This is a genomic window from Aquaspirillum sp., assembly GCF_055136605.1.
This window is the reverse complement of record NZ_JBSQVP010000048.1, coordinates 1-18,143: the sequence shown is the minus strand read 5'-3', so window position 1 is coordinate 18,143 and position 18,143 is coordinate 1. Positions and strand designations below refer to the sequence as shown.

Annotated in this window: 17 protein-coding genes and 1 tRNA gene; 15 read left to right on the top strand and 3 right to left on the bottom strand. The window is 47.9% G+C overall.

What is annotated here, in order from left to right; all coding sequences use genetic code 11:
• Positions 1 to 237: 237 nt before the first annotated feature.
• The 4 genes from ACTBZS_RS08990 (at position 238) to ACTBZS_RS08975 (ending at position 4,618) form a co-directional block, all read left to right on the top strand.
• Positions 238 to 1,404, top strand: coding sequence for an NAD(P)H-dependent flavin oxidoreductase (locus ACTBZS_RS08990; protein ID WP_027405346.1), 1,167 nt, complete (start codon positions 238 to 240; stop codon positions 1,402 to 1,404).
• Between the two features lie 72 nt (positions 1,405 to 1,476).
• A complete protein-coding gene (locus ACTBZS_RS08985) occupies positions 1,477 to 2,835 on the top strand; it encodes an aldehyde dehydrogenase family protein (protein ID WP_463043896.1) in 1,359 nt (452 codons plus the stop codon).
• Positions 2,836 to 2,851: 16 nt separating this feature from the next.
• On the top strand, positions 2,852 to 4,267 hold the full coding sequence (locus tag ACTBZS_RS08980) for an FAD-binding oxidoreductase (RefSeq protein WP_463043895.1): 1,416 nt from the start codon (positions 2,852 to 2,854) through the stop codon (positions 4,265 to 4,267).
• Positions 4,268 to 4,618 carry an Hpt domain-containing protein gene (locus tag ACTBZS_RS08975; RefSeq protein WP_460430253.1) on the top strand — a complete coding sequence of 117 codons (351 nt, stop codon included), beginning with the start codon at positions 4,268 to 4,270 and terminating at the stop codon, positions 4,616 to 4,618.
• Here ACTBZS_RS08975 and ACTBZS_RS08970 read toward each other — a convergent pair.
• Both ACTBZS_RS08970 and tpx read right to left on the bottom strand, forming a co-directional pair.
• Entirely contained in the window at positions 4,615 to 5,766 is a 1,152-nt protein-coding gene (locus ACTBZS_RS08970) for an HD-GYP domain-containing protein (protein ID WP_460430254.1), read from the bottom strand. The genes ACTBZS_RS08975 and ACTBZS_RS08970 overlap by 4 nt on opposite strands.
• A 145-nt stretch (positions 5,767 to 5,911) precedes the next feature.
• Complete coding sequence (tpx, locus tag ACTBZS_RS08965) at positions 5,912 to 6,409, bottom strand: thiol peroxidase (protein WP_022654211.1); 498 nt, start codon at positions 6,407 to 6,409, stop codon at positions 5,912 to 5,914.
• Positions 6,410 to 6,569: 160 nt separating this feature from the next.
• Here tpx and ACTBZS_RS08960 point away from each other — a divergent pair, with 160 nt between their 5' ends.
• From ACTBZS_RS08960 to ACTBZS_RS08920, 9 genes are all read left to right on the top strand, one after another.
• Positions 6,570 to 8,171, top strand: a complete 1,602-nt coding sequence (locus tag ACTBZS_RS08960; RefSeq protein ID WP_460430255.1) for a methyl-accepting chemotaxis protein — start codon at positions 6,570 to 6,572, stop codon at positions 8,169 to 8,171.
• A gap of 225 nt (positions 8,172 to 8,396) precedes the next feature.
• Positions 8,397 to 10,052 carry a methyl-accepting chemotaxis protein gene (locus ACTBZS_RS08955; protein ID WP_460430256.1) on the top strand — a complete coding sequence of 552 codons (1,656 nt, stop codon included), beginning with the start codon at positions 8,397 to 8,399 and terminating at the stop codon, positions 10,050 to 10,052.
• Positions 10,053 to 10,080: 28 nt separating this feature from the next.
• A complete protein-coding gene (locus tag ACTBZS_RS08950) occupies positions 10,081 to 11,628 on the top strand; it encodes a sensor histidine kinase (protein ID WP_463043894.1) in 1,548 nt (515 codons plus the stop codon).
• A gap of 153 nt (positions 11,629 to 11,781) precedes the next feature.
• Positions 11,782 to 12,216, top strand: coding sequence for a hypothetical protein (locus tag ACTBZS_RS08945; RefSeq protein WP_463043893.1), 435 nt, complete (start codon positions 11,782 to 11,784; stop codon positions 12,214 to 12,216).
• A gap of 77 nt (positions 12,217 to 12,293) precedes the next feature.
• Positions 12,294 to 13,151, top strand: a complete 858-nt coding sequence (locus ACTBZS_RS08940; protein WP_460430259.1) for an SPOR domain-containing protein — start codon at positions 12,294 to 12,296, stop codon at positions 13,149 to 13,151.
• 26 nt (positions 13,152 to 13,177) lie between these two features.
• Positions 13,178 to 13,804 carry a thiol:disulfide interchange protein DsbA/DsbL gene (locus ACTBZS_RS08935; RefSeq protein ID WP_460430260.1) on the top strand — a complete coding sequence of 209 codons (627 nt, stop codon included), beginning with the start codon at positions 13,178 to 13,180 and terminating at the stop codon, positions 13,802 to 13,804.
• A 50-nt stretch (positions 13,805 to 13,854) separates the two neighbouring features.
• Positions 13,855 to 14,682: an undecaprenyl-diphosphate phosphatase gene (locus tag ACTBZS_RS08930; RefSeq protein ID WP_463043892.1), complete on the top strand. Its 828-nt coding sequence runs from the start codon at positions 13,855 to 13,857 to the stop codon at positions 14,680 to 14,682.
• 76 nt (positions 14,683 to 14,758) lie between these two features.
• Positions 14,759 to 14,834 (top strand) — tRNA-Met (locus ACTBZS_RS08925).
• A 224-nt stretch (positions 14,835 to 15,058) separates the two neighbouring features.
• Positions 15,059 to 16,297, top strand: a complete 1,239-nt coding sequence (locus tag ACTBZS_RS08920; protein ID WP_460430262.1) for a nucleotide-binding protein — start codon at positions 15,059 to 15,061, stop codon at positions 16,295 to 16,297.
• Between the two features lie 52 nt (positions 16,298 to 16,349).
• On the opposite strand, the gene ACTBZS_RS08915 is transcribed toward ACTBZS_RS08920, so the two are convergent.
• Entirely contained in the window at positions 16,350 to 16,685 is a 336-nt protein-coding gene (locus tag ACTBZS_RS08915; RefSeq protein WP_463043891.1) for a hypothetical protein, read from the bottom strand.
• Between the two features lie 119 nt (positions 16,686 to 16,804).
• Here ACTBZS_RS08915 and ACTBZS_RS08910 point away from each other — a divergent pair, with 119 nt between their 5' ends.
• Complete coding sequence (locus tag ACTBZS_RS08910; protein WP_463043890.1) at positions 16,805 to 17,770, top strand: hypothetical protein; 966 nt, start codon at positions 16,805 to 16,807, stop codon at positions 17,768 to 17,770.
• 118 nt (positions 17,771 to 17,888) lie between these two features.
• The coding region (locus tag ACTBZS_RS08905; RefSeq protein WP_463043889.1) for a PD-(D/E)XK nuclease family transposase at positions 17,889 to 18,143 on the top strand (255 nt) is incomplete at its 3' end.

Genomic DNA, 18,143 nt, shown 5'->3' with positions numbered 1-18,143 from the left:
ACAGCATGTTGAGCAAATTAGCGCGATGGCACAACAAACCGACCAAGCGGTACAACAAGCGATTCGCACCACCCAGAGTATTAGTGTGTTGGCGGGTGAGTTGGGACAACAAGTTAACCGCTTCCGCACCTAAGACGTTAGAATTCTCTCATCCGCTGGTTTGATTTGTATCAAACCGTTTAAAGCGGGTGAGATAGACACTCTCTTTTTTGCTGGTTTGGGGTTAGGGATTTTATGATAGACAGTGTGTTTCCTCCGTTGGTATTGCGTGGCCAGAATCTGTTACCCGTGGTGCAAGGAGGTATGGGGGTTGGTATCTCGGCCCACCGTTTGGCAGGGGCTGTGGCGCATGAAAATGCGGTTGGTACCATTGCAAGCGTCGATTTGCGCCATCTGCACCCCGATTTAATGGAGGAATCGGCACATGTCACCGATGCTGCCGGTTATGATCGTTTGAATTTGATTGCACTTGATCGCGAGATTAAACAGGCTTTAGCCATTGCCGATGGCAAAGGGATCGTGTCGGTCAATGTGATGAAGGCAGTGGATGCCCACGCGAAATATGTGCAACAAGCTTGCGAGTCGGGCGCTCAAGCCATCACGATGGGGGCCGGTTTGCCATTAGACCTGCCTGATATGGTCAATGATTACCCCCATGTTGCACTGCTGCCGATTTTGAGTGAATCACGCGGAATCAGTATCGTATTAAAACGCTGGATGAAGAAAAACCGTTTGCCCGATGCGATTGTGATTGAACACCCTCGCTATGCCGGTGGTCACTTGGGTGCTGCTAAACGTGATGAAATCAACCACGAACGGTTCGATTTTGCCCGTGTGTTGGAAGAAACCTTCGAAGTATTCAAAACACTGGGCTTAGAACGCGAAAAAGTGCCGCTGGTGGTGGCTGGTGGTATCAATAGTTTTGAGAAAGTGAAGACCTATGTGGGGCTGGGCGCCTCAGCGGTGCAAGTGGGTACCGCTTTTGCAGTCACCCAAGAAGGCGATGCCCACGACAATTTCAAACGTGTTTTGGCAGAGGCCAAACCAGAGGATATTGTCGATTTTATGAGTGTGGCCGGTTTGCCTGCGCGTGGTGTGATGACCCCTTTCTTAAAGAGCTATTTACGCCGCGAAGACAAGTTGCAAGCCAATGCCAAAGCCGATCCTGCCCGTTGTACTCAAGGGTTGAATTGCTTGTCTGTATGCGGTTTACGCGATGGCTTGTCAAAAGTGGGTCAGTTCTGCATTGATTTGAAACTGGCTGCGGCTTTCCGTGGCGAAGTCAATAAAGGGCTGTTCTTCCGTGGTTCGGAAACCCTGCCGTTTGGCAGCGCCATTCGCTCGGCACGTGAGTTGTTGCACTATCTTACCACCGGCGAAAAACCCGCTAATCTTGCTTATTAATAGTCCATAAAACCGGATATTCTGCTCAAGCGCTGCCGCAAGGTGGCGCTTTTTTGTTACAGTGCAACAATTATGAGCGCCTTTACCAGTTGTAACCCCGCCAATGGGGATGTGTTATTTACCCGACCCACGTGGCCGCCGGAAAAACTCTTGTCTTGCTTTCAACGAGTTAGACAACAGCATCCCGTGTGGGCAAACAGCGAAACCGCGCTGCGCGCACAACTTTTACTCAATTTCGCCGACCGTTTGCACGATCACCGCGATAGATTGGCTGCCTATGTGACACAAGAAGTGGGGCGGCGGACGGCAGAGTGTTTAGCTGAAATTGATAAATCCATTTTATTGATCCGCTATTACGCTGATTTGGCGCCGCGTCTTCTCGCTCAACAAACCATTGCCACGTCTGCCAGCCGCAGTGCCGTTGCTTTTGAACCTCTCGGTATTGTGTTGGCGGTCATGCCGTGGAATTACCCTGTGTGGCAGGTGTTGCGATTTGCCATTCCTGCTCTAATGGCAGGCAATGCCTGTGTAGTGAAACCCGCTCCATCGGTACCACAAACTACGGCATTACTTGAACAGGCGATTGCAGAGGCGAATTTAAGCGATTATCTGCAAGTGGCATGGATTGACCATGAACACGTCGAACAGGCGATTGCGTTGAGTGATGCTGTTGCCTTTACTGGTTCGACACAAACCGGACGCCATATCGCCAGTCTGGCCGGTAAACATCTCAAAAAAAGCGTGTTAGAACTGGGTGGTAGCAATCCATTGATTGTGCTGGCCGATGCAGACTTAACCTTGGCGGCACAAGAGGCCTGTCATTCACGATTCCGTGATGCGGGCCAGTCGTGTAATGCTGCCAAGCGGATTATTTTGGTGCCAGACATTGCCGAAGCCTTTATGGCGATATTTTTGCCTCTGGTGGCCGAACTGCGTTGTGGCCCGCCGAGTGAAGACCTCACCACCCTTGCGCCCTTGGCCCGTGCCGATTTGCGTGAAAAACTCCACGCACAAGTGCTTGATGCCGTGCAACACGGGGCACAGTGCAAAATCGGTGGCGTGATGCCTGAAGGCAGTGGTTTTTTCTATCCGGCAACGGTACTCGATCATGTCACCCCCCAGTGTCGGGTCTATCACGAAGAAACTTTTGGCCCTGTCGCCAGCGTGATACGGGCACACAATGAGGCTGATGCCATTCGGATTGCCAACGATACCGCTTTTGGCTTAGGTGCCTCTATCTTTACTGCTGATGAAGCACATGGTTGGCACTTGGGACAGGCGTTAAATGTTGGTAGCGTGTTTATCAATCGCTATACCAGCTCAGATTTACGTTTGCCATTTGGTGGGGTAAAAGCGTCGGGTTATGGCCGCGAATTATCCGAGTTTGGCCTCTATGAATTTGTGAATGTCAAAACCTATTGGCAGCGTTAACGGGTAGGAAAAGTTTGTGGATACTGCGCCTATTTTGTCTCGACTCCGTCAAATTGTCGGTCATGAATGTGTCTATACCGATGCCACCACAACTGCCCCTTTTGTTATTGATTGGCGCAAACGCTTTCATGGCCAAGCTTTGGCGGTGGTATTGCCCAGCACCACAGCAGAAGTGGCTGAGGTAGTAAAGTGCTGTCAGCAATATGGTGTGCAATTGGTACCACAAGGCGGCAATACGGGTCTGGTTGGCGGTGGGGTGCCGGATGCATCAGGGCAGACAGTGGTATTGTCTCTGCGCCGCTTACGGCAGATTCGTCATATTGATGCGAATAACAATACGATGACTGTCGAGGCTGGCCTCACGCTGGCGGAGCTGCATCAACACGCACAGACTATTGAACGTTTATTCCCATTGACCTTAGCTTCTGAAGGCAGTTGTACCATTGGTGGCAATATTGCGACCAATGCCGGCGGGACAGCGGTGCTGCGCTATGGCAATATGCGGGAATTAACCCTAGGCTTAGAAGTGGTATTGGCCAATGGTGAGGTGTTATCCGAACTCAAAGGGCTGCGGAAAAATAACAGTGGCTATGATCTAAAACAGTTGTTTATTGGCAGTGAAGGGACGTTAGGGATTGTCACTGCCGCAACAGTGCGGCTGTTTCCGTTGCCTACTGCGTATTGCACTGCCATGATTGAAGTGGCTTCGCCCGATGTGGCTTTGGCGTGGTTGCATGCCTTACAAGCGCGCTTTGATGATCGTTTAACCACGTTTGAATTGATTTCAGGACGCTGTTTGCAGTTGGTGCAAACCCATATCAGTGGCGCCCGCGTGCCGTTTCACGCGCCTTGGGCGGTGTTGTTCGAGTTATCGGATGGCGGCGAAGACGCGCATCTTGAACAACAATTATTGGAATGGTTGCCATCTGCTCCGCGCTATGGTGAAGCCGTGATTGCCCAAAATCGCAAAGAGCGCCAAGCCCTATGGTTGGTGCGCGAGGCCATCTCTGAGGCACAAAGTTGTGAAGGTATCAGCTTAAAACACGATATTGCGGTGCCGGTATCAGCCGTACCGATGTTTTTACAACAAGCCGGTGATAAGTTGCGTGCGGCTTTCCCCGATTGTCGTATCACCGCTTTTGGTCATTTGGGTGATGGTAATTTGCACTATAACGTCAGTCAGACCGGAAGTGCTGCTGCTGATATCTATCAAGATGAGCCACGGGTCAATCGGATTGTTTTTGAAACGGCCTACCAGCTTGGTGGTACGTTGTCGGCAGAGCATGGGATTGGCCGATTGCGGCGAGAGACGCTATGGCAATATCGCTCGCCATTAGCGCGACAGGTGATGCAACAGCTTAAACAGGGGCTTGATCCGGCTGGGTTGTTTAACCCCGGCGTGTTGTTTCCTGCACAAGAAAAGGATAGCTAAATGTCTGCCGAATATCTTCCAGTTGACCGTGCGATGGCACTGGAAAAACTGATGAATAATGCCGAACTGCATCAAACCTTATGCGGCATGTTTTTACAGCGTTATGCTGATGCAGAAACCGTATTCAGCCTGTGGCAAACCGAAGAGCAAATGGCTGCAGCACGTTTATTAGCGCATAGCTTAGTCAGTGCGGCCAGCATGATTGGGGCAAATCAGCTCAGTGTTTTAGCCCGCCAGTTCGAAACCGCACTGCGTAAGCAAGAACTTGAACAATGTCCCGCATGCAGTGAGGCCGTACGAACTGAATTGGCAAAAGTGATGGTGTGTGTGCGTGAGTTATATCCGAGTTAACGCTGAGGATTGCCGGTAATCCAACGGCGAATCACCTGATTAAACGGTTTGATAAATTCTGGGGCAAATTGATCTTCACAGGCATTGACTTCAGCGACGGCACGCAAGGCAGATAAGCTGTGACCGCGATGGCTATGTTTGAGATTCACCGCTTCAAACGCATCAACAATCGCCAAAATTTTTGCACCGGCACAGATATCTGGGCTGAACAAGCCTTGTGGATAGCCGCCACCCAGCGGTCGCTCATGGTGTTCACGCACCATTCGTGCCGCTTCATCCCATCCCTTCATCCTTGCCAGCAAATCCGCAGCCCAATTGGGGTGTGATTGTAAAACGGCACGGTCGCTATCGCTTAACCGTTCAACTTTCAACCACACGGCTTCTGGTAAGAACATCATGCCAACATCGTGCATATATACCGCCGCCTCTAATTGAGCAGGGCTCACCGGATAACCTGCCTCGCTATTGGTTTCTTCGGCTAATTTCAAGACCCGTGCTGTTCGGCCAAGCAAATGAGGCGAACGGGTTTCTAATTGTTGGGCGAGTGAGCGGAAAAAGGCGAGATCTTGTGCTTCTTGGCTAGTATGAGGTTCGGGTTCAACCTCAGTTGGCATAGCGTCATTGCTGCTGAAAGGCGCAAAATTGAGCTCATGGGTTTGTTCTGGTGTTGCAACAGGACGAAAGCCGGTGATGTTTTCAATAAAAATTGCTGCTTGGGTTTCGATGCGGTCCTTCGGTTGTACCGACAGCATTTCAAGCCCAATCAACATTTCATGCAGATGTAGCGGGGCAAGGGTGCGGTGTTCGGCCAGCGCTTCTATGGCTTGTTCCAACCTGTCTAAGGCAAGCAAAAACACTTCACCAATCAGTGGGGTAAAGATTAGCTCGTTATCTCGCATTCGCGACAACAAGCTTTCAATGGGGAAGCAAATACGTACCCCAAGTTCTAACTTACACAGGGCCGAGTCGCCCTTTAGATTATGTACTGCACGAAATAGGGCAGTCAGGATATCGCGAGAAGTAGGGTTGTCGCGTAGGCGTGCGACATCGCGTTCAATTGCTGGCGCTAAATCTGCCAAAGAATCAACAAAGTCGGGAAAAGAATCCGTATCAAAAACACGGAATATCATTTCATCACTACCGTACATACCCCCACTCCCTGTCTATGACAAATTCGGGTTATTTATCAATAATAATCAATTAAAATGATGTATAAATAATCCGTATTTGTAACAAAAAACCTGTCCCGCTTGATATTGTATTTAAAAGGGGACAGGTAAAACTGAAATGTTTTTATGCCAAAGCAGCTAAAGCTTTGGCATAATCTGGTTCTTCTGCAATTTCACCAACTAACTCAGCATGTAAGACACGATTATCTGCATCCAACACAATCACGGCGCGGCTGGTTAAACCACTTAATGGGCCAGATGCAATGGCGACACCGTATTGTTCAGCAAAATCTTGATTGCGGAAGGTAGACAGCGTCAACACTTTATCCAAGCCTTCGGCAGCACAAAACCGCTTTTGCGCAAAAGGCAAATCAGCAGAAATGCATAATACCACCGTATTCGCTAACGCTGCCGCTTGCTCGTTGAATTTACGTACCGAGGTCGCACACGTTGGTGTATCGATGCTTGGGAAAATATTGAGCACTTTGCGTTGCCCTGCAAAGTTATCTAAGCCCTGTTCTGACAAATCTGCAGCAACCAAGCGAAATGCTGTAGCGGTCGCACCGACTTGAGGAAATTGGCCATTCAAAGTGATGGGATTGCCTTTTAAGGTAACGCTCATGGTGATGACTCCTCACGAAAAAACTTGACTTAATGCAAATATTGCGAACTTGGCTCAGGAAATTACGATCTTGGCCGATAAATTTGCAAATTTGTCATTACAATGAATACTTAAGTAATCCCTTTTGACGAAAGGTTAACGCATGTTTGCACAACTCTCCATGCGCACCAAGCTAATGGTCTTGGTTGGCGTGGCGCTGGCCGGTTTAATTGTTCTTGGCATGGTCGCCATGTACTCCCTTAAGGCTGCTATGTTAGCCGACCGAACCGACAAAGTGCGCAATATCACTGAAGTAGCTGGGGGGGTCATTGCTTATTTTGAGGAGCAAGCGGCAAATGGCAAGTTATCTGATGCACAAGCGCAAAAATTAGCACAAGAGGCTTTTACTAAGGCCCGTTATGATGGTGTTGAATATGTGTTTGTGATTGCCCCTGATAGCACTTGGTTGGCTTATCCACGCGCCGACTTGTTGGGTAAAAAAATGCGTGAGGTGGTGCCAAGTTTGTATCAGCTGTTTGAACAACGGTTGCAAACCGCACCCAATGGGGTGGTGATTGAATATGTATGGAAAAAAAATGACGAGGTTGGTGAGGTCGGTAAGGTAACCTATGCGGCCATTTCTCAGCGTTGGAAATGGTGGTATGGCACAGGGATTTATGTAGATGATGTGCAAACCGCATTTTTGAAATCCAGTTTATGGATGGGCATCGCGATTGTTATTTTGGCAGTAATTTTATTGGCATTAAGTGGGGTGATTACGTCACGTTTGATTCGCGAATTGGGGGGTGAGCCAGGCTATGCGGCTGATGTGGTCCGCACGATTGCTGCGGGTGATCTACGGCAAAATATTCAACTTCGCCCTAATGACCATAGCAGCTTATTGGCGGCGATTGCTGATATGCAACAACGGTTGCGTACCCTGATTCGTGAAATTGTCGGGAACGCCGATTCTCTAGGTAGTATGGCTGGCAATATTGCCGATCATGCCGACCGTACGGCAAAAAGTTCTGAAGATCAAAGCAGTGCTGCCACTGCGATGGCTGCCTCGATTGAAGAGATGACGGTCAGTATCAACCACATTGCCGATCATGCAGAACAAGCGCGGCAATCGTCTGCTCAAGCAGGCGATCTAGCTGGGCAAGGTGCTTCGGTATTGGGACAAGCTGTCACAGAAATTCAACGAATTAACCAAGCGGTAGAAGAGGCTTCCTGTACTATTGTGCAGTTGACCGATAAAACTGAAACCATCTCGTCAATTGCCAATGTGATTCATGACATTGCCGACCAAACCAATTTGTTGGCCCTCAATGCGGCAATTGAAGCCGCTCGCGCTGGTGAGCAGGGACGTGGTTTTGCTGTGGTGGCAGACGAGGTACGGAAATTGGCGGAACGCACCGGCACTGCAACACAAGAAATCAGCCGCATGATTGCCGATATCCATACCAGTTCAACTGTCTCGCGTGAAAATATGGAAGAAGCCGTCGTACGGGTGCGGGCAGGGGTTGATTTGACTGAACAAGGTGGCAGTGCGGTAAACCGGATTCATGAGGGCTCGTCACAGGTGTTGCATGTGGTGAATGATATTTCTCATGCTTTGCGTGAACAAAGCCAAGCCAGTAACGACATTGCAATGAATGTGGAAAGAATTGCCCAAGTTGCAGCAGAGAATGCTGGCATTGCTCACGAAACGGCCCAAGCAACCAATCAAATGCACCAAATGACCGATAGCCTGAGAAAAATGGTGAGCCGATTCCAAATTTAATTATTTTGGTAGTTTAATGAACTATCTATAAATAAAGCATAAGCATTTTTATTTAGGTGGCCTCTCTAGGCCACCTTATTTTTTGTCTATCGATTTAGGCTATCCACGAAGTCCTTTTCTGTAATACACTTTCTTTAGCACGTAAATATCATACAAATAAAGCGTGTCAAGTGAATAAAAATTCCAAAAAGCTGTTAAAGGCACTGGAGAAAGTGGAGAGGGACGATGAGTAGCTGGTTTGACGCTATGACGGTACGAACAAAATTATTGACGCTGATTTTCATGGCCCTCGTCGGCTTGTTGGTCGTCAGCGCCGTTGCCCTATTCGCCCAACGCGAAACAATGCTGTTAGACCGTAAGGAGCGGATTCACAATCTGGTTGAGACCGCTCGCAACATTGTTGAGCGTTACGAAGATTTGGCACAAAAAGGCGCACTCTCTGAACAAGATGCCAAAGAGCGTGCCCGTGCTGCGCTTGGGGCGATGCGCTTTGATAAAGATAACTACTTGTTTGCTTTGGATGGTGACATCAATAAAGGTGAACTGAATTTCCTTGTGCACCCACGTGAAAAACTGGTGGGGACGAGTTTGTTAAAGCTCAAAGATAGCAAGGGGGTGAATCTTGGCGAGCTGTTTATCGGTGGGCTGAAATCAAATAACGGTAAGGCGATGGCACAGTACGTTTGGAAGAAAAACGATACGGTGGGTGATGTCATCAAAATTTCCTATATGGAAACGTCAGCGAGATGGCAATGGCGAGTCGGGACGGGCATCTATATTGACGATGTCGATGCGATCTTTATGCAAAATCTGCGGCTGATTGGTTTGGTCTGTGTCGTGGGGATTGCGATTATGCTGTTGTTTTCTTTGTCGATGATGCGCAACCTGTTAAAACAGCTTGGTGGTGAGCCCAAATATGTGGTGGAGGTGGTAGGGAAAATTGCCAATGGCAATTTAACCGTTCCTATCCAAGGGGCAGAGCGTTATCCGAACAGTGTGTTGGCGTCGGTATCGACGATGAAAGACACACTGCGTGGGCTGATGCACGATATCGTGACCACCGCCCAGCGGCTGTCTGAGATGACAGAAAACATTGCCCGACATGCAAATCAAGGGGCACAAAACGCCGAGGCCCAAAACCAAGCAACGACGGCGATGGCAGCCTCGATTGAAGAAATGACCAGCAGCATTAACCACATCGCTGAACGGGCGCGTGATGCTCACCAATCTTCCCAACAATCTGGTTCGCAAGCCCAGCAGGGGGCAGACGTGATTCGGGCGGCAATTGGTGAGATGCAACGGATTCGTGAGTCTGTTGCCTCATCTTCTGACACCATTGCCGAGTTGGCCAAGAAAACTGATGCCATCTCGAATGTGATGGCTGTGATTCGAGATGTGGCAGAACAAACCAATTTGCTGGCGTTGAATGCCGCGATTGAAGCCGCCCGCGCAGGGGAACAAGGCCGGGGTTTTGCGGTGGTGGCGGATGAAGTGCGTAAGTTGGCAGAGCGCACTGCCCTATCCACCAAAGAAATTGCTTCGATGATTGCAGAAATCCAAACCAGTTCGGATGCTTCACGTCAAACGATGGAAGAGGCGGTGCAACGGGTGGTGCATGGGGTGCAAATGGCGGAGCAAGGCGGTGAATCTGTGCAACATATCCATGCCAGCACCGAGCAAGTCGTTAGTGTGGTGGACGATATTTCACTGTCTTTGAGTGAACAAAGTAGTGCCAGCAATGAAATTGCTCAGCATGTGGAAAAAGTGGCGCATAGTGCATCAAATAACGCTGCGATTGCCCATGAAACTGCTGCAGCAACCAACGAACTGCATGCCATGACAGACAAATTGCGGCGTTTAGTCAATCAATTCTCTGTCTGATCATATACGTTTAATCGGTAGGCGCGCCTTGGCAACATGGCCGCCTGCCTTGGCTTGTGGTATCGTGCGGCCTGCCGATTCTCTGGTCAAGAATGCTCTTGCTGTGTCCAATCTTTTTTCTTTTTTGCCCCGTTTTTACCCAAAATCGTTTTTACGTTTATTGTTAGCTGGATTTATGCTGGTGGCTTTGCCGGCAATTTTTGTCTTGCTACATACATTATATGCCCTTGATCAAGTGGCTTCAGAAAGCCGGATTGGGATTGAACATGCCGCGCGTTTGACCGGCGGTGGGCGGCAGATGGCTGAACATAGCGTGGTGATGGAGCGTGCTGTCCGCCAATATCTGGTATTGGAAGAAAAAAATCTGTTGCAACGCTACCGCGAAGCACGCCAACACGCCCGACAAACTGCGTTATCCCTGCGTCCCTTGGCTTCGCCTGCGCTGGCGATTCGCCTTGATGAATGGTTAGAACAGGATGAACTGATTGCCACGGCGCTGTCACGTTTTCCTTTATCGCAGGAGCAAGGACAAAAGCTTATTCGTTATTTCTCACATTTAGCTGAAGTCAGTCATCAGATTGTCCAAGTCAGCCAAGGTCAAGTCGATGCACAAGCCAACCGGCTCTTGGCACAAATTGACCGACAAAAACACACGCTTACCCTGCTGTTATTCGCAGTGGTGGCAGCGGCGATTGTATTGGCAGTCTTTCTGAGTCATGTTTTGCATCGTCCAGTGCGGCAAATGGACAAAGCGATTCGTGATTTGGGGGACGGTTTGTTGAATGAGCCCATTCATATCAAAGGGCCGGCGGATGTGGAGTATTTAGGCGAGCGTTTGGAATGGTTACGTGGTCGTTTGGCGGGGGTTGAGCAAGAGAAACAACGTTTCTTGCGTGATATGGCTTTTGAATTGAAAGCGCCATTGTCTGCGATTCGGGAGAGTGTCGAGTTACTCGATACTGCACAACACAATGTCATGCCGCTTAGCAGTGAACGACAACAGGACGTACTGACGTTAATGAAAGAAAACAGTCAGACGCTACAAACCTTAATCGAGGATTTACTGGCCTATAACACTGCTCGCCTTGTTACGCCACCCTTGGCAAACAGCAGTGCCTTGGCCGAAGTATTAGAACAGACTTTTGAAAGCTGGCAGCATCGGTTGCCACAACAGCGGCTCAATTGGTCGGTGATGCCCCATTTACATGCTCCATTTGATGGCGGTATTGTCGTGGCGATGATTGATAAATTATTGACCCACGCCGCTGCCTCATCTCCGGCTGACAGTGAAATTGCTATCAAAGTGTATGCTGACCACGCGGCTTTACAAATTGAATGTCAAGATGCCGGTTGTTTGATCACCGAGGCGGAGCGTCGCCGAGTATTCGACCCTTTTTTCCGCAGTGGCCGCCGCCACGCCCAACCCCGACAAGGTGGGATTCACCTTGCTTTGGTACGACGCTATGCCGAACAGCTGGGGGGCACGGCTCAGGCCCTGCCGACCGATCAGGGCGCACTATTTCATATTTCTTTGCCACTGCATGGCCGAGTTTCTCATCAATCTCTTCCTTCCTGAATGGACTGTGCCGTGCGCCATCGCTTAATTGTATTGCTGATCTGCGGTGTCATGATGGGCTGTAGTACAACGACTCCTCACATACCACCATCAGCCGTACCTGTATTGCCAACACCTTCACCTCTTCCTGCTACTACTGCCGTGGCGACGCCTGTGCAAAACGGTACTCCTATTGCACAAACCACCTCGCCAATCGAACTCTTAACTTGGTACGAGCGACTGAACCAACTGCCAACAACAGAACGCCAACGTGAAATCCAAAGTGTGGTTCAACGTAGTCAGCGCCACAAAGGAGAGCTCTTGCGTTTGCAAGCGGCATTAGGTCTTTCTACTTTGGATCACATCGAGGCGAAGCAACGTGCTCTGGTTTTATTAGAGCCATTGCTCAGTAGTAAAACACTAGAACCCAGTTATCGTCCCTTGGTCCATGTGTTGGTCAATCTACTGAGTGAGGTAGAGAAGCAGCATCAACGAGCAGAAGAGACGTTGCAACAATTCAAGCAAAGCCAACGCCGTGCTAATGCCTTAAAAAATAAGCTAGATAAGCTCAAAGCCATCGAACATGAGTTACCACCATTAAACCGTTAGTACAATCAAAACTGCGCAAACAGCAGTGGCTGTTATAATCCGATTCTCTGCATGATTTCCAAGGATTTCTTCTCACTATGGCCTCTCGCGACTATAAAAATGCTGGCCGTTTCCGTAATAAAGAAACAGCGCCATCCCGTCATGGTCCAGCGGTCACGCCGCGTGCCCGTAGTAAAGAATCCAGCAGTAAAAAAAGCGTGGCCTCTGGCTTAGTCATTGGTTTGTTATTAGGTGTCACTGTTGCGGTGGGGGTGGCTTTCTTTTTGTCGCGCAGCCCCGATCCGTTCCAACAGCCTGTGCAGCCTGCTCCACGGGTGAAAGTGCCAGACAGTGCTGCAGTCTTGGCACCTGGTGTAGGGCCTGATACTGTGGCGCCAAGTGTCAATCAACAGCAAACCACTGTGTTACCGACACCCACACCTGAACCTCCGCCTGTTCCTGTGGGTCAGCCTGAGCCCGTTGCACCACCAGTTGCGACACCAGCAGCCCCTGTTGTGGCTGCAAAAGTGGCCGAACCGCCGCCGGCTGAACCAGCCGCACCAAAGGCTGCCCCTCCTGCCGAAAAACCGGCGGCAGCCGAGCCGAATAAAGGTCCCAACTACGAGTTTTACAAAATTTTGCCCGGATTGGCCGAGCCAGTACCGAGTGGGGAACCTAATGCAAGCGAACGCACCAAACCGGCTGCAGAACGCAAAACCTATCTGCAAATTGGGGCGTTTAGTAAAAGCGAGGAAGCGGATAATCTGAAAGCACGCCTTGCCCTATCCGGTATCGAAGTCAAAATTCAAAGTGCGGATACGGAAAAAGGGCTGATTCACCGCGTTCGAGTGGGTCCATTTACTAAACAAGGTGAAATTGATCAAGCGATGGCAACATTGCGCGAGGCAGGTTTAAGTGCCACGGTGGTGCGTGAACCGGTGAATAAAGCGCAGTGATCGCTTCTATAACTGAAGGAGTTTTTGTGCTGTTATCGACTATGTTCCAGCGCCTATGCGCTTTATTCTTGTTGTTATGCAGTGCTGCGGCATTTGCTAATTTTCGCGAAGGCGTGGACTACCGCGTTTTGGCACAACCACAGCCTGTTGCTGATGCAAAAACGGTGGAAGTGCTCGAATTTTTCTCGTACACCTGTGGCCATTGTTATCGCCTTGAACCATTTTTAGAGCAATGGGAAAAAACCTTGCCAAAAGATGTTTCATTCCGTCGTGAACAAGTGGTGTGGCAAAAAAATATGGAGCCGATGGCGCGTCTTTTCGCTAGTTTGCGTAGCAGCAATGAATTAGCGCGTTTACATCTGCCGGTTTTCCACGCTTTTATGCGTGATAAAAAAGATTTGAATCAAGAAGCGGTATTGAGCCAATGGCTGACGGACAATAAGGTGGATGCCAATCGCTTTATGCAGCTCTATCGTTCTTTCTCGATCAACAGCGATGTGGCACGAGCCAGCAAGATGACTCGTGACTATCAAGTGGAAGGGACGCCGATGATTGTGGTGGGGGGGCGCTATGCAGTGAACCCCGCTGAGCCACAGCGGGTGTTGCAAGTCACGAATGAACTGATTAACAAAGTGCGAGCAGAACGCAAATAAACCACGGTCTGCCCACTTCTGTGGGCAGCTGCGGATCGCAAGGGGTCAATGTGGATATTGCAATTCTGTTCAAAGCATTTTTACTCGGTATTGTCGAAGGTATTACCGAGTTTTTCCCTATTTCCAGTACCGGACATCTGATTGTTGCTGCTGACCTACTCAATTTTAATGATGGTGTCGGTAATGTATTCGAGATTGTGATTCAGCTCGGCGCGATTTTGGCGGTGTGTTGGGAATATCGCGCACGCTTACAGCGTGTGGCAGGGGGATTGTTGAAAGGTGATACTGCCGCTTGGCATTTCACGACCAATCTACTGGTCGCTTTTTTGCCTGCAGCAGTAGTCGGTGTTCTGACCATTAAAACCATCAAATACTATTTGTTTAATCCAGTTGCTGTTGCGTGTGCGCTTGTGGTGGGTGGTTTGATTATTCTTTGGGTTGAACGCCGCCATCACACGCCGCGAGTCCATTCTGTTGATGACATGACGGTTTGGGACGCTGCCAAAGTTGGATTTGCTCAGATCTTTTCGTTGATTCCGGGGACCTCGCGTTCTGGTTCAACCATCATTGGTGGCATGATTTTTGGTCTAGATCGTAAAGTGGCAACAGAGTTTTCCTTCTTCCTTGCCATCCCTATCATGTTCGCCGCGACGTTTTACGATGTTTACAAACATCGTGAATTGCTTTCCTTAGATGCGTTACCGATGTTTAGCGTTGGCTTTGTCGCTGCGTTTATCAGTGCTTTCTTTGCTGTGCGTGGTTTAATTCGCTTTGTTTCGAATCACACCTTTATCGTATTTGCTTGGTATCGGATTGTGTTTGGTTTGATCATTTTGCTGACGTGGCAGTTTGGTTGGGTTGAGTGGGCAACGCATTAAAACCCAGTATTTGTGCTTTTCTGTAAAATAAGCTTGACACCCTTGTTCGATTGCTCTATATTTGCAATCTCACTGACGCGGGATGGAGCAGTTGGAAGCTCGTCGGGCTCATAACCCGAAGGTCGCAGGTTCGAGTCCTGCTCCCGCAACCAAGGATTCAAAAAGCAACGCCTAGCGTTGCAAAAAAACCCAGCAAAAGCCATGTGCTTGCTGGGTTTTTTGTTGTCCTGTCTCTGAATTCCCTAAACCTGCCCATGTGTTATCCAATGAGGTATCGGTAGTGTATTTCTGCTTGTGACTTTTGATTAACAGGCTGAGTAAGTAGCTGATAATATGAAGGTTTGAAAATATTTTTTCATGCTAAGGAATGTCAGCGATGAGTAGTTCCCTATCGATTAAAGATCCTGATTCATTTGAAAAACATATTGGTGTCTTATTTCAGCAACTTGGTTGGGATGTGGTTGTTCCTCCAGCTAATACAAGGGGTTACGACCTTGAGTTACGTCGAAATGCCTATCGTATTGCCGTACAAGTTAAGAACTACACTCGGAAGTGTACCGTTGCTGATGTAGAGAAATTCCGTCATTTTTTAGAGTTACCGCTGGCCGATGGATTTACTCATGGAATTTTTGTCTCTGCCAGTGGATTTTCTAAAAATGCTTTGTTGGATGCAGAAGCAAATTTGCGTGAAATCCAAGAAGCACAAAGCCATCGTCAAGCAAATCACACAGATAGTGCTACTCAAACCGTCCGGCGTGTTAAACCCGTGAAATTAATTGAGTACGCAAATGGTCTTCTATCTGAGGTGTCTTTGGAACCTGAGCACACAACGATACCTGATAAATGTCGATACATTGGTGTTTTTACCTGCAAAGGTGGGGTTGGTAAAACGACAACCGCCGCTCATTTGGCTGGTGCTTTTGCATTGATGGGTTATGATGTTGTGTTGCTTGATCTCGACCCAGATCAAAATCTGCACAAACTTTTTCGTGCTGACTCTGATGATGCCGGTAGTGATGCTAGTATGTTTGTCCCAGCAATGGCGAAAAACCAGCTTGGTGCCACCATCACCGTATTGAGTCATGAGCAATGGTTGCGTTCAAAAGATGAGGACTACTCTGATGCTAGAGTCGTCATTTGTGATTGCTCTCCAGTATTGAGTGAAAACCCAGCTGAACTGATTGCTAAGTTTGATTATTGTATCATTCCAACAACATTAAATCCGTTGGGCATCGCAAAGAATGCGAATGTGATTACTCGTACTTTTCAGCATATTCGCTCGTTAAATAGCCAAGCTCAGATGTTTTGTCTAATCAATAGCTACGATCCAAGTAAGGCGATAGAGAAAAAGAATGAAGTGTTGCTGACGCATTTGAAAAAAGAAATCGATCGTTATGCGCAACATGATCCGAAATGTCGTCTCATTCCACCTGAAGAAGCAAGAATCCGTCACAGCAGTGCGTTACTTTATTGGGGATACCATATTATTGATGGCTCAAAGCCCCAATTAGCATTTCGTGAAACCGCTGGCCGTAGTTATCCTCGAACAGATTTCCTGCAATTGGCAGAATATTTGGAAAACCATACTGACTTAGCAACACTACGTAACTCTTGATGGCTTCCCCGTTCTCAAAATTAGCGAGAGGGCGGGGAGCATGTCAAATCTTCTATTCTTCGTCTGGTTCAATGACGCAATCCGAGACACACTCCTCAAATTTCTTTTTATCCCAAAGCTCAATCGAACCATAAGAAACATAGAAAATCTGGCGGGCGTTTTCTGTTAGTTGCCATGCCAAATCGTCGTTTGCACAGATCAAATCGCAACCTTCAGCCAAATGAATTTTGGCGGCTCGAATTTCTGTTTCAGTTCCTAGCTCGTCACCACTTTCGTCGTCGTATTTTTCCCAGTAATACACGGTTAAATCGACAGACTTAACACCTTGAACGTGTTCAACTTCAAAAGTTGCCTCCCAAATATCATCTCTTTCTACAATGTATGACATTGTCAATCTCTCCGAAAATTTTCAAACAAAAGTTTGTGATTGATCAAGCAGCGATACAACAAAAAAATCTTAGTATGAAGATACACACCACATTAAAAAATGACAAGGAGAAATAAAAAATGGGCTGGACCAGCTATGAAATTCCCGACTTAGAGGTTCGCGGTAAATTTAAACTCGAAGAAAAGTTGGAGAGGTCTTTTCGTGAGTTATGTCGATCGCTCCTTGAAGTCATTGAGGAAAATGGCGATCAAGATACAAATTGGGAAGAGTTGACATCAGTTTTAAAGAATGATTTTGATTACATCCCTGAGGCGATGACAGCCGAAGACGTTAAACAAGCTATTTGTGATCAAGATACACAACATCTCAATTTCCAGAAATTAAAAGACGTTCGCTACGATTTTTATCTCATAGACGAAGCACTAGAGAACGTGAGTTCAGATGTGTTTTTATCTCAATCAGATGCTCAATCAAAATTCGACGATTACTCTCACGTTTTCGGTAAAATTAAAGGCGAGTATTTACTGGTTTCGGAGGTCGATGAAGCCTGTGTCGGACTGCAAATGACAGAAGAGGGCATCTTTTTACCAGGGCTGATTGAAGCCTATGGTGAAAATTATGGCTCAGACTATATTCCTGATGCACCTGATATTTTTGAAGCTAATAGCGCTCCACACAGAGTGCTCCTCGAGATCTTAGAAGATGATTGGGAAACAGAGTACATGGCCTATCGCTTCACCTGCCGTCAACCAGAAGGTGATGAGGACACCAGAGAGTACGCAGAATATCGTGATGTTTTTGGCCCAATGCGTTTGGAAACATTAAAGATCAAATTGGGAGAAAATACATTTCTCACGGCGTCAAGAAATAGATGGAACGAGAATAATTTGGTGATCAAACTCTCACGAAATAAAGAAAAAACTGATCACACGGAATTCTTAGATGAGTTAGCTACTAAATATACTAAAAATCTTTTGGATGCTAATCTGTCAGATTGGTTAAAATTTTTTAAACAATTCCATCAAGAACTAAAGTTAGAGCTAACAGAAATAGAACTGAGTAATTTGGATAAGTTGACGGCCTAAATCGATTAAATCAGTGTAGTTTGGGTTGCCGATGTTTGGCAGCCCAACACAAAACTAAGACATACCCCAACCTGCCGGACTACAATTAACCATATCATTCTCAGCCATCACACCCATCATGCTGCCGCTGCTCGACCCGAAGAACGATTACATTTTCAAACGTCTCTTTGCCCAATCACCCGAGTTGCTGTCTGATCTCATCAACAGCATCCGCTATGATCAACCGCCGATTACCATCACCGATATTCTTAATCCCAATATCTCCGGTGAAGATCTCCACGCCAAAGAAATCGTGTTGGATGTCTTAGCGAAAGATGGTTTTGGGGTGCAATACAATATTGAAATTCAGGTGCGGAAACAGACGTATTGGGGA

What these genes read in the sequence shown, in the direction of transcription:
- ACTBZS_RS08915 (WP_463043891.1), bottom strand. Translation starts at nt 16,685, where the DNA reads ATGTCATACATTGTAGAAAGAGATGATATTTGGGAGGCAACTTTTGAA.
- ACTBZS_RS08970 (WP_460430254.1), bottom strand. Translation starts at nt 5,766, where the DNA reads ATGTACGGTAGTGATGAAATGATATTCCGTGTTTTTGATACGGATTCT.
- ACTBZS_RS08910 (WP_463043890.1), top strand. Translation starts at nt 16,805, where the DNA reads ATGGGCTGGACCAGCTATGAAATTCCCGACTTAGAGGTTCGCGGTAAA.
- ACTBZS_RS08955 (WP_460430256.1), top strand. Translation starts at nt 8,397, where the DNA reads ATGAGTAGCTGGTTTGACGCTATGACGGTACGAACAAAATTATTGACG.
- ACTBZS_RS08940 (WP_460430259.1), top strand. Translation starts at nt 12,294, where the DNA reads ATGGCCTCTCGCGACTATAAAAATGCTGGCCGTTTCCGTAATAAAGAA.
- ACTBZS_RS08985 (WP_463043896.1), top strand. Translation starts at nt 1,477, where the DNA reads ATGAGCGCCTTTACCAGTTGTAACCCCGCCAATGGGGATGTGTTATTT.
- ACTBZS_RS08960 (WP_460430255.1), top strand. Translation starts at nt 6,570, where the DNA reads ATGCGCACCAAGCTAATGGTCTTGGTTGGCGTGGCGCTGGCCGGTTTA.
- tpx (WP_022654211.1), bottom strand. Translation starts at nt 6,409, where the DNA reads ATGAGCGTTACCTTAAAAGGCAATCCCATCACTTTGAATGGCCAATTT.
- ACTBZS_RS08920 (WP_460430262.1), top strand. Translation starts at nt 15,059, where the DNA reads ATGAGTAGTTCCCTATCGATTAAAGATCCTGATTCATTTGAAAAACAT.
- ACTBZS_RS08975 (WP_460430253.1), top strand. Translation starts at nt 4,268, where the DNA reads ATGTCTGCCGAATATCTTCCAGTTGACCGTGCGATGGCACTGGAAAAA.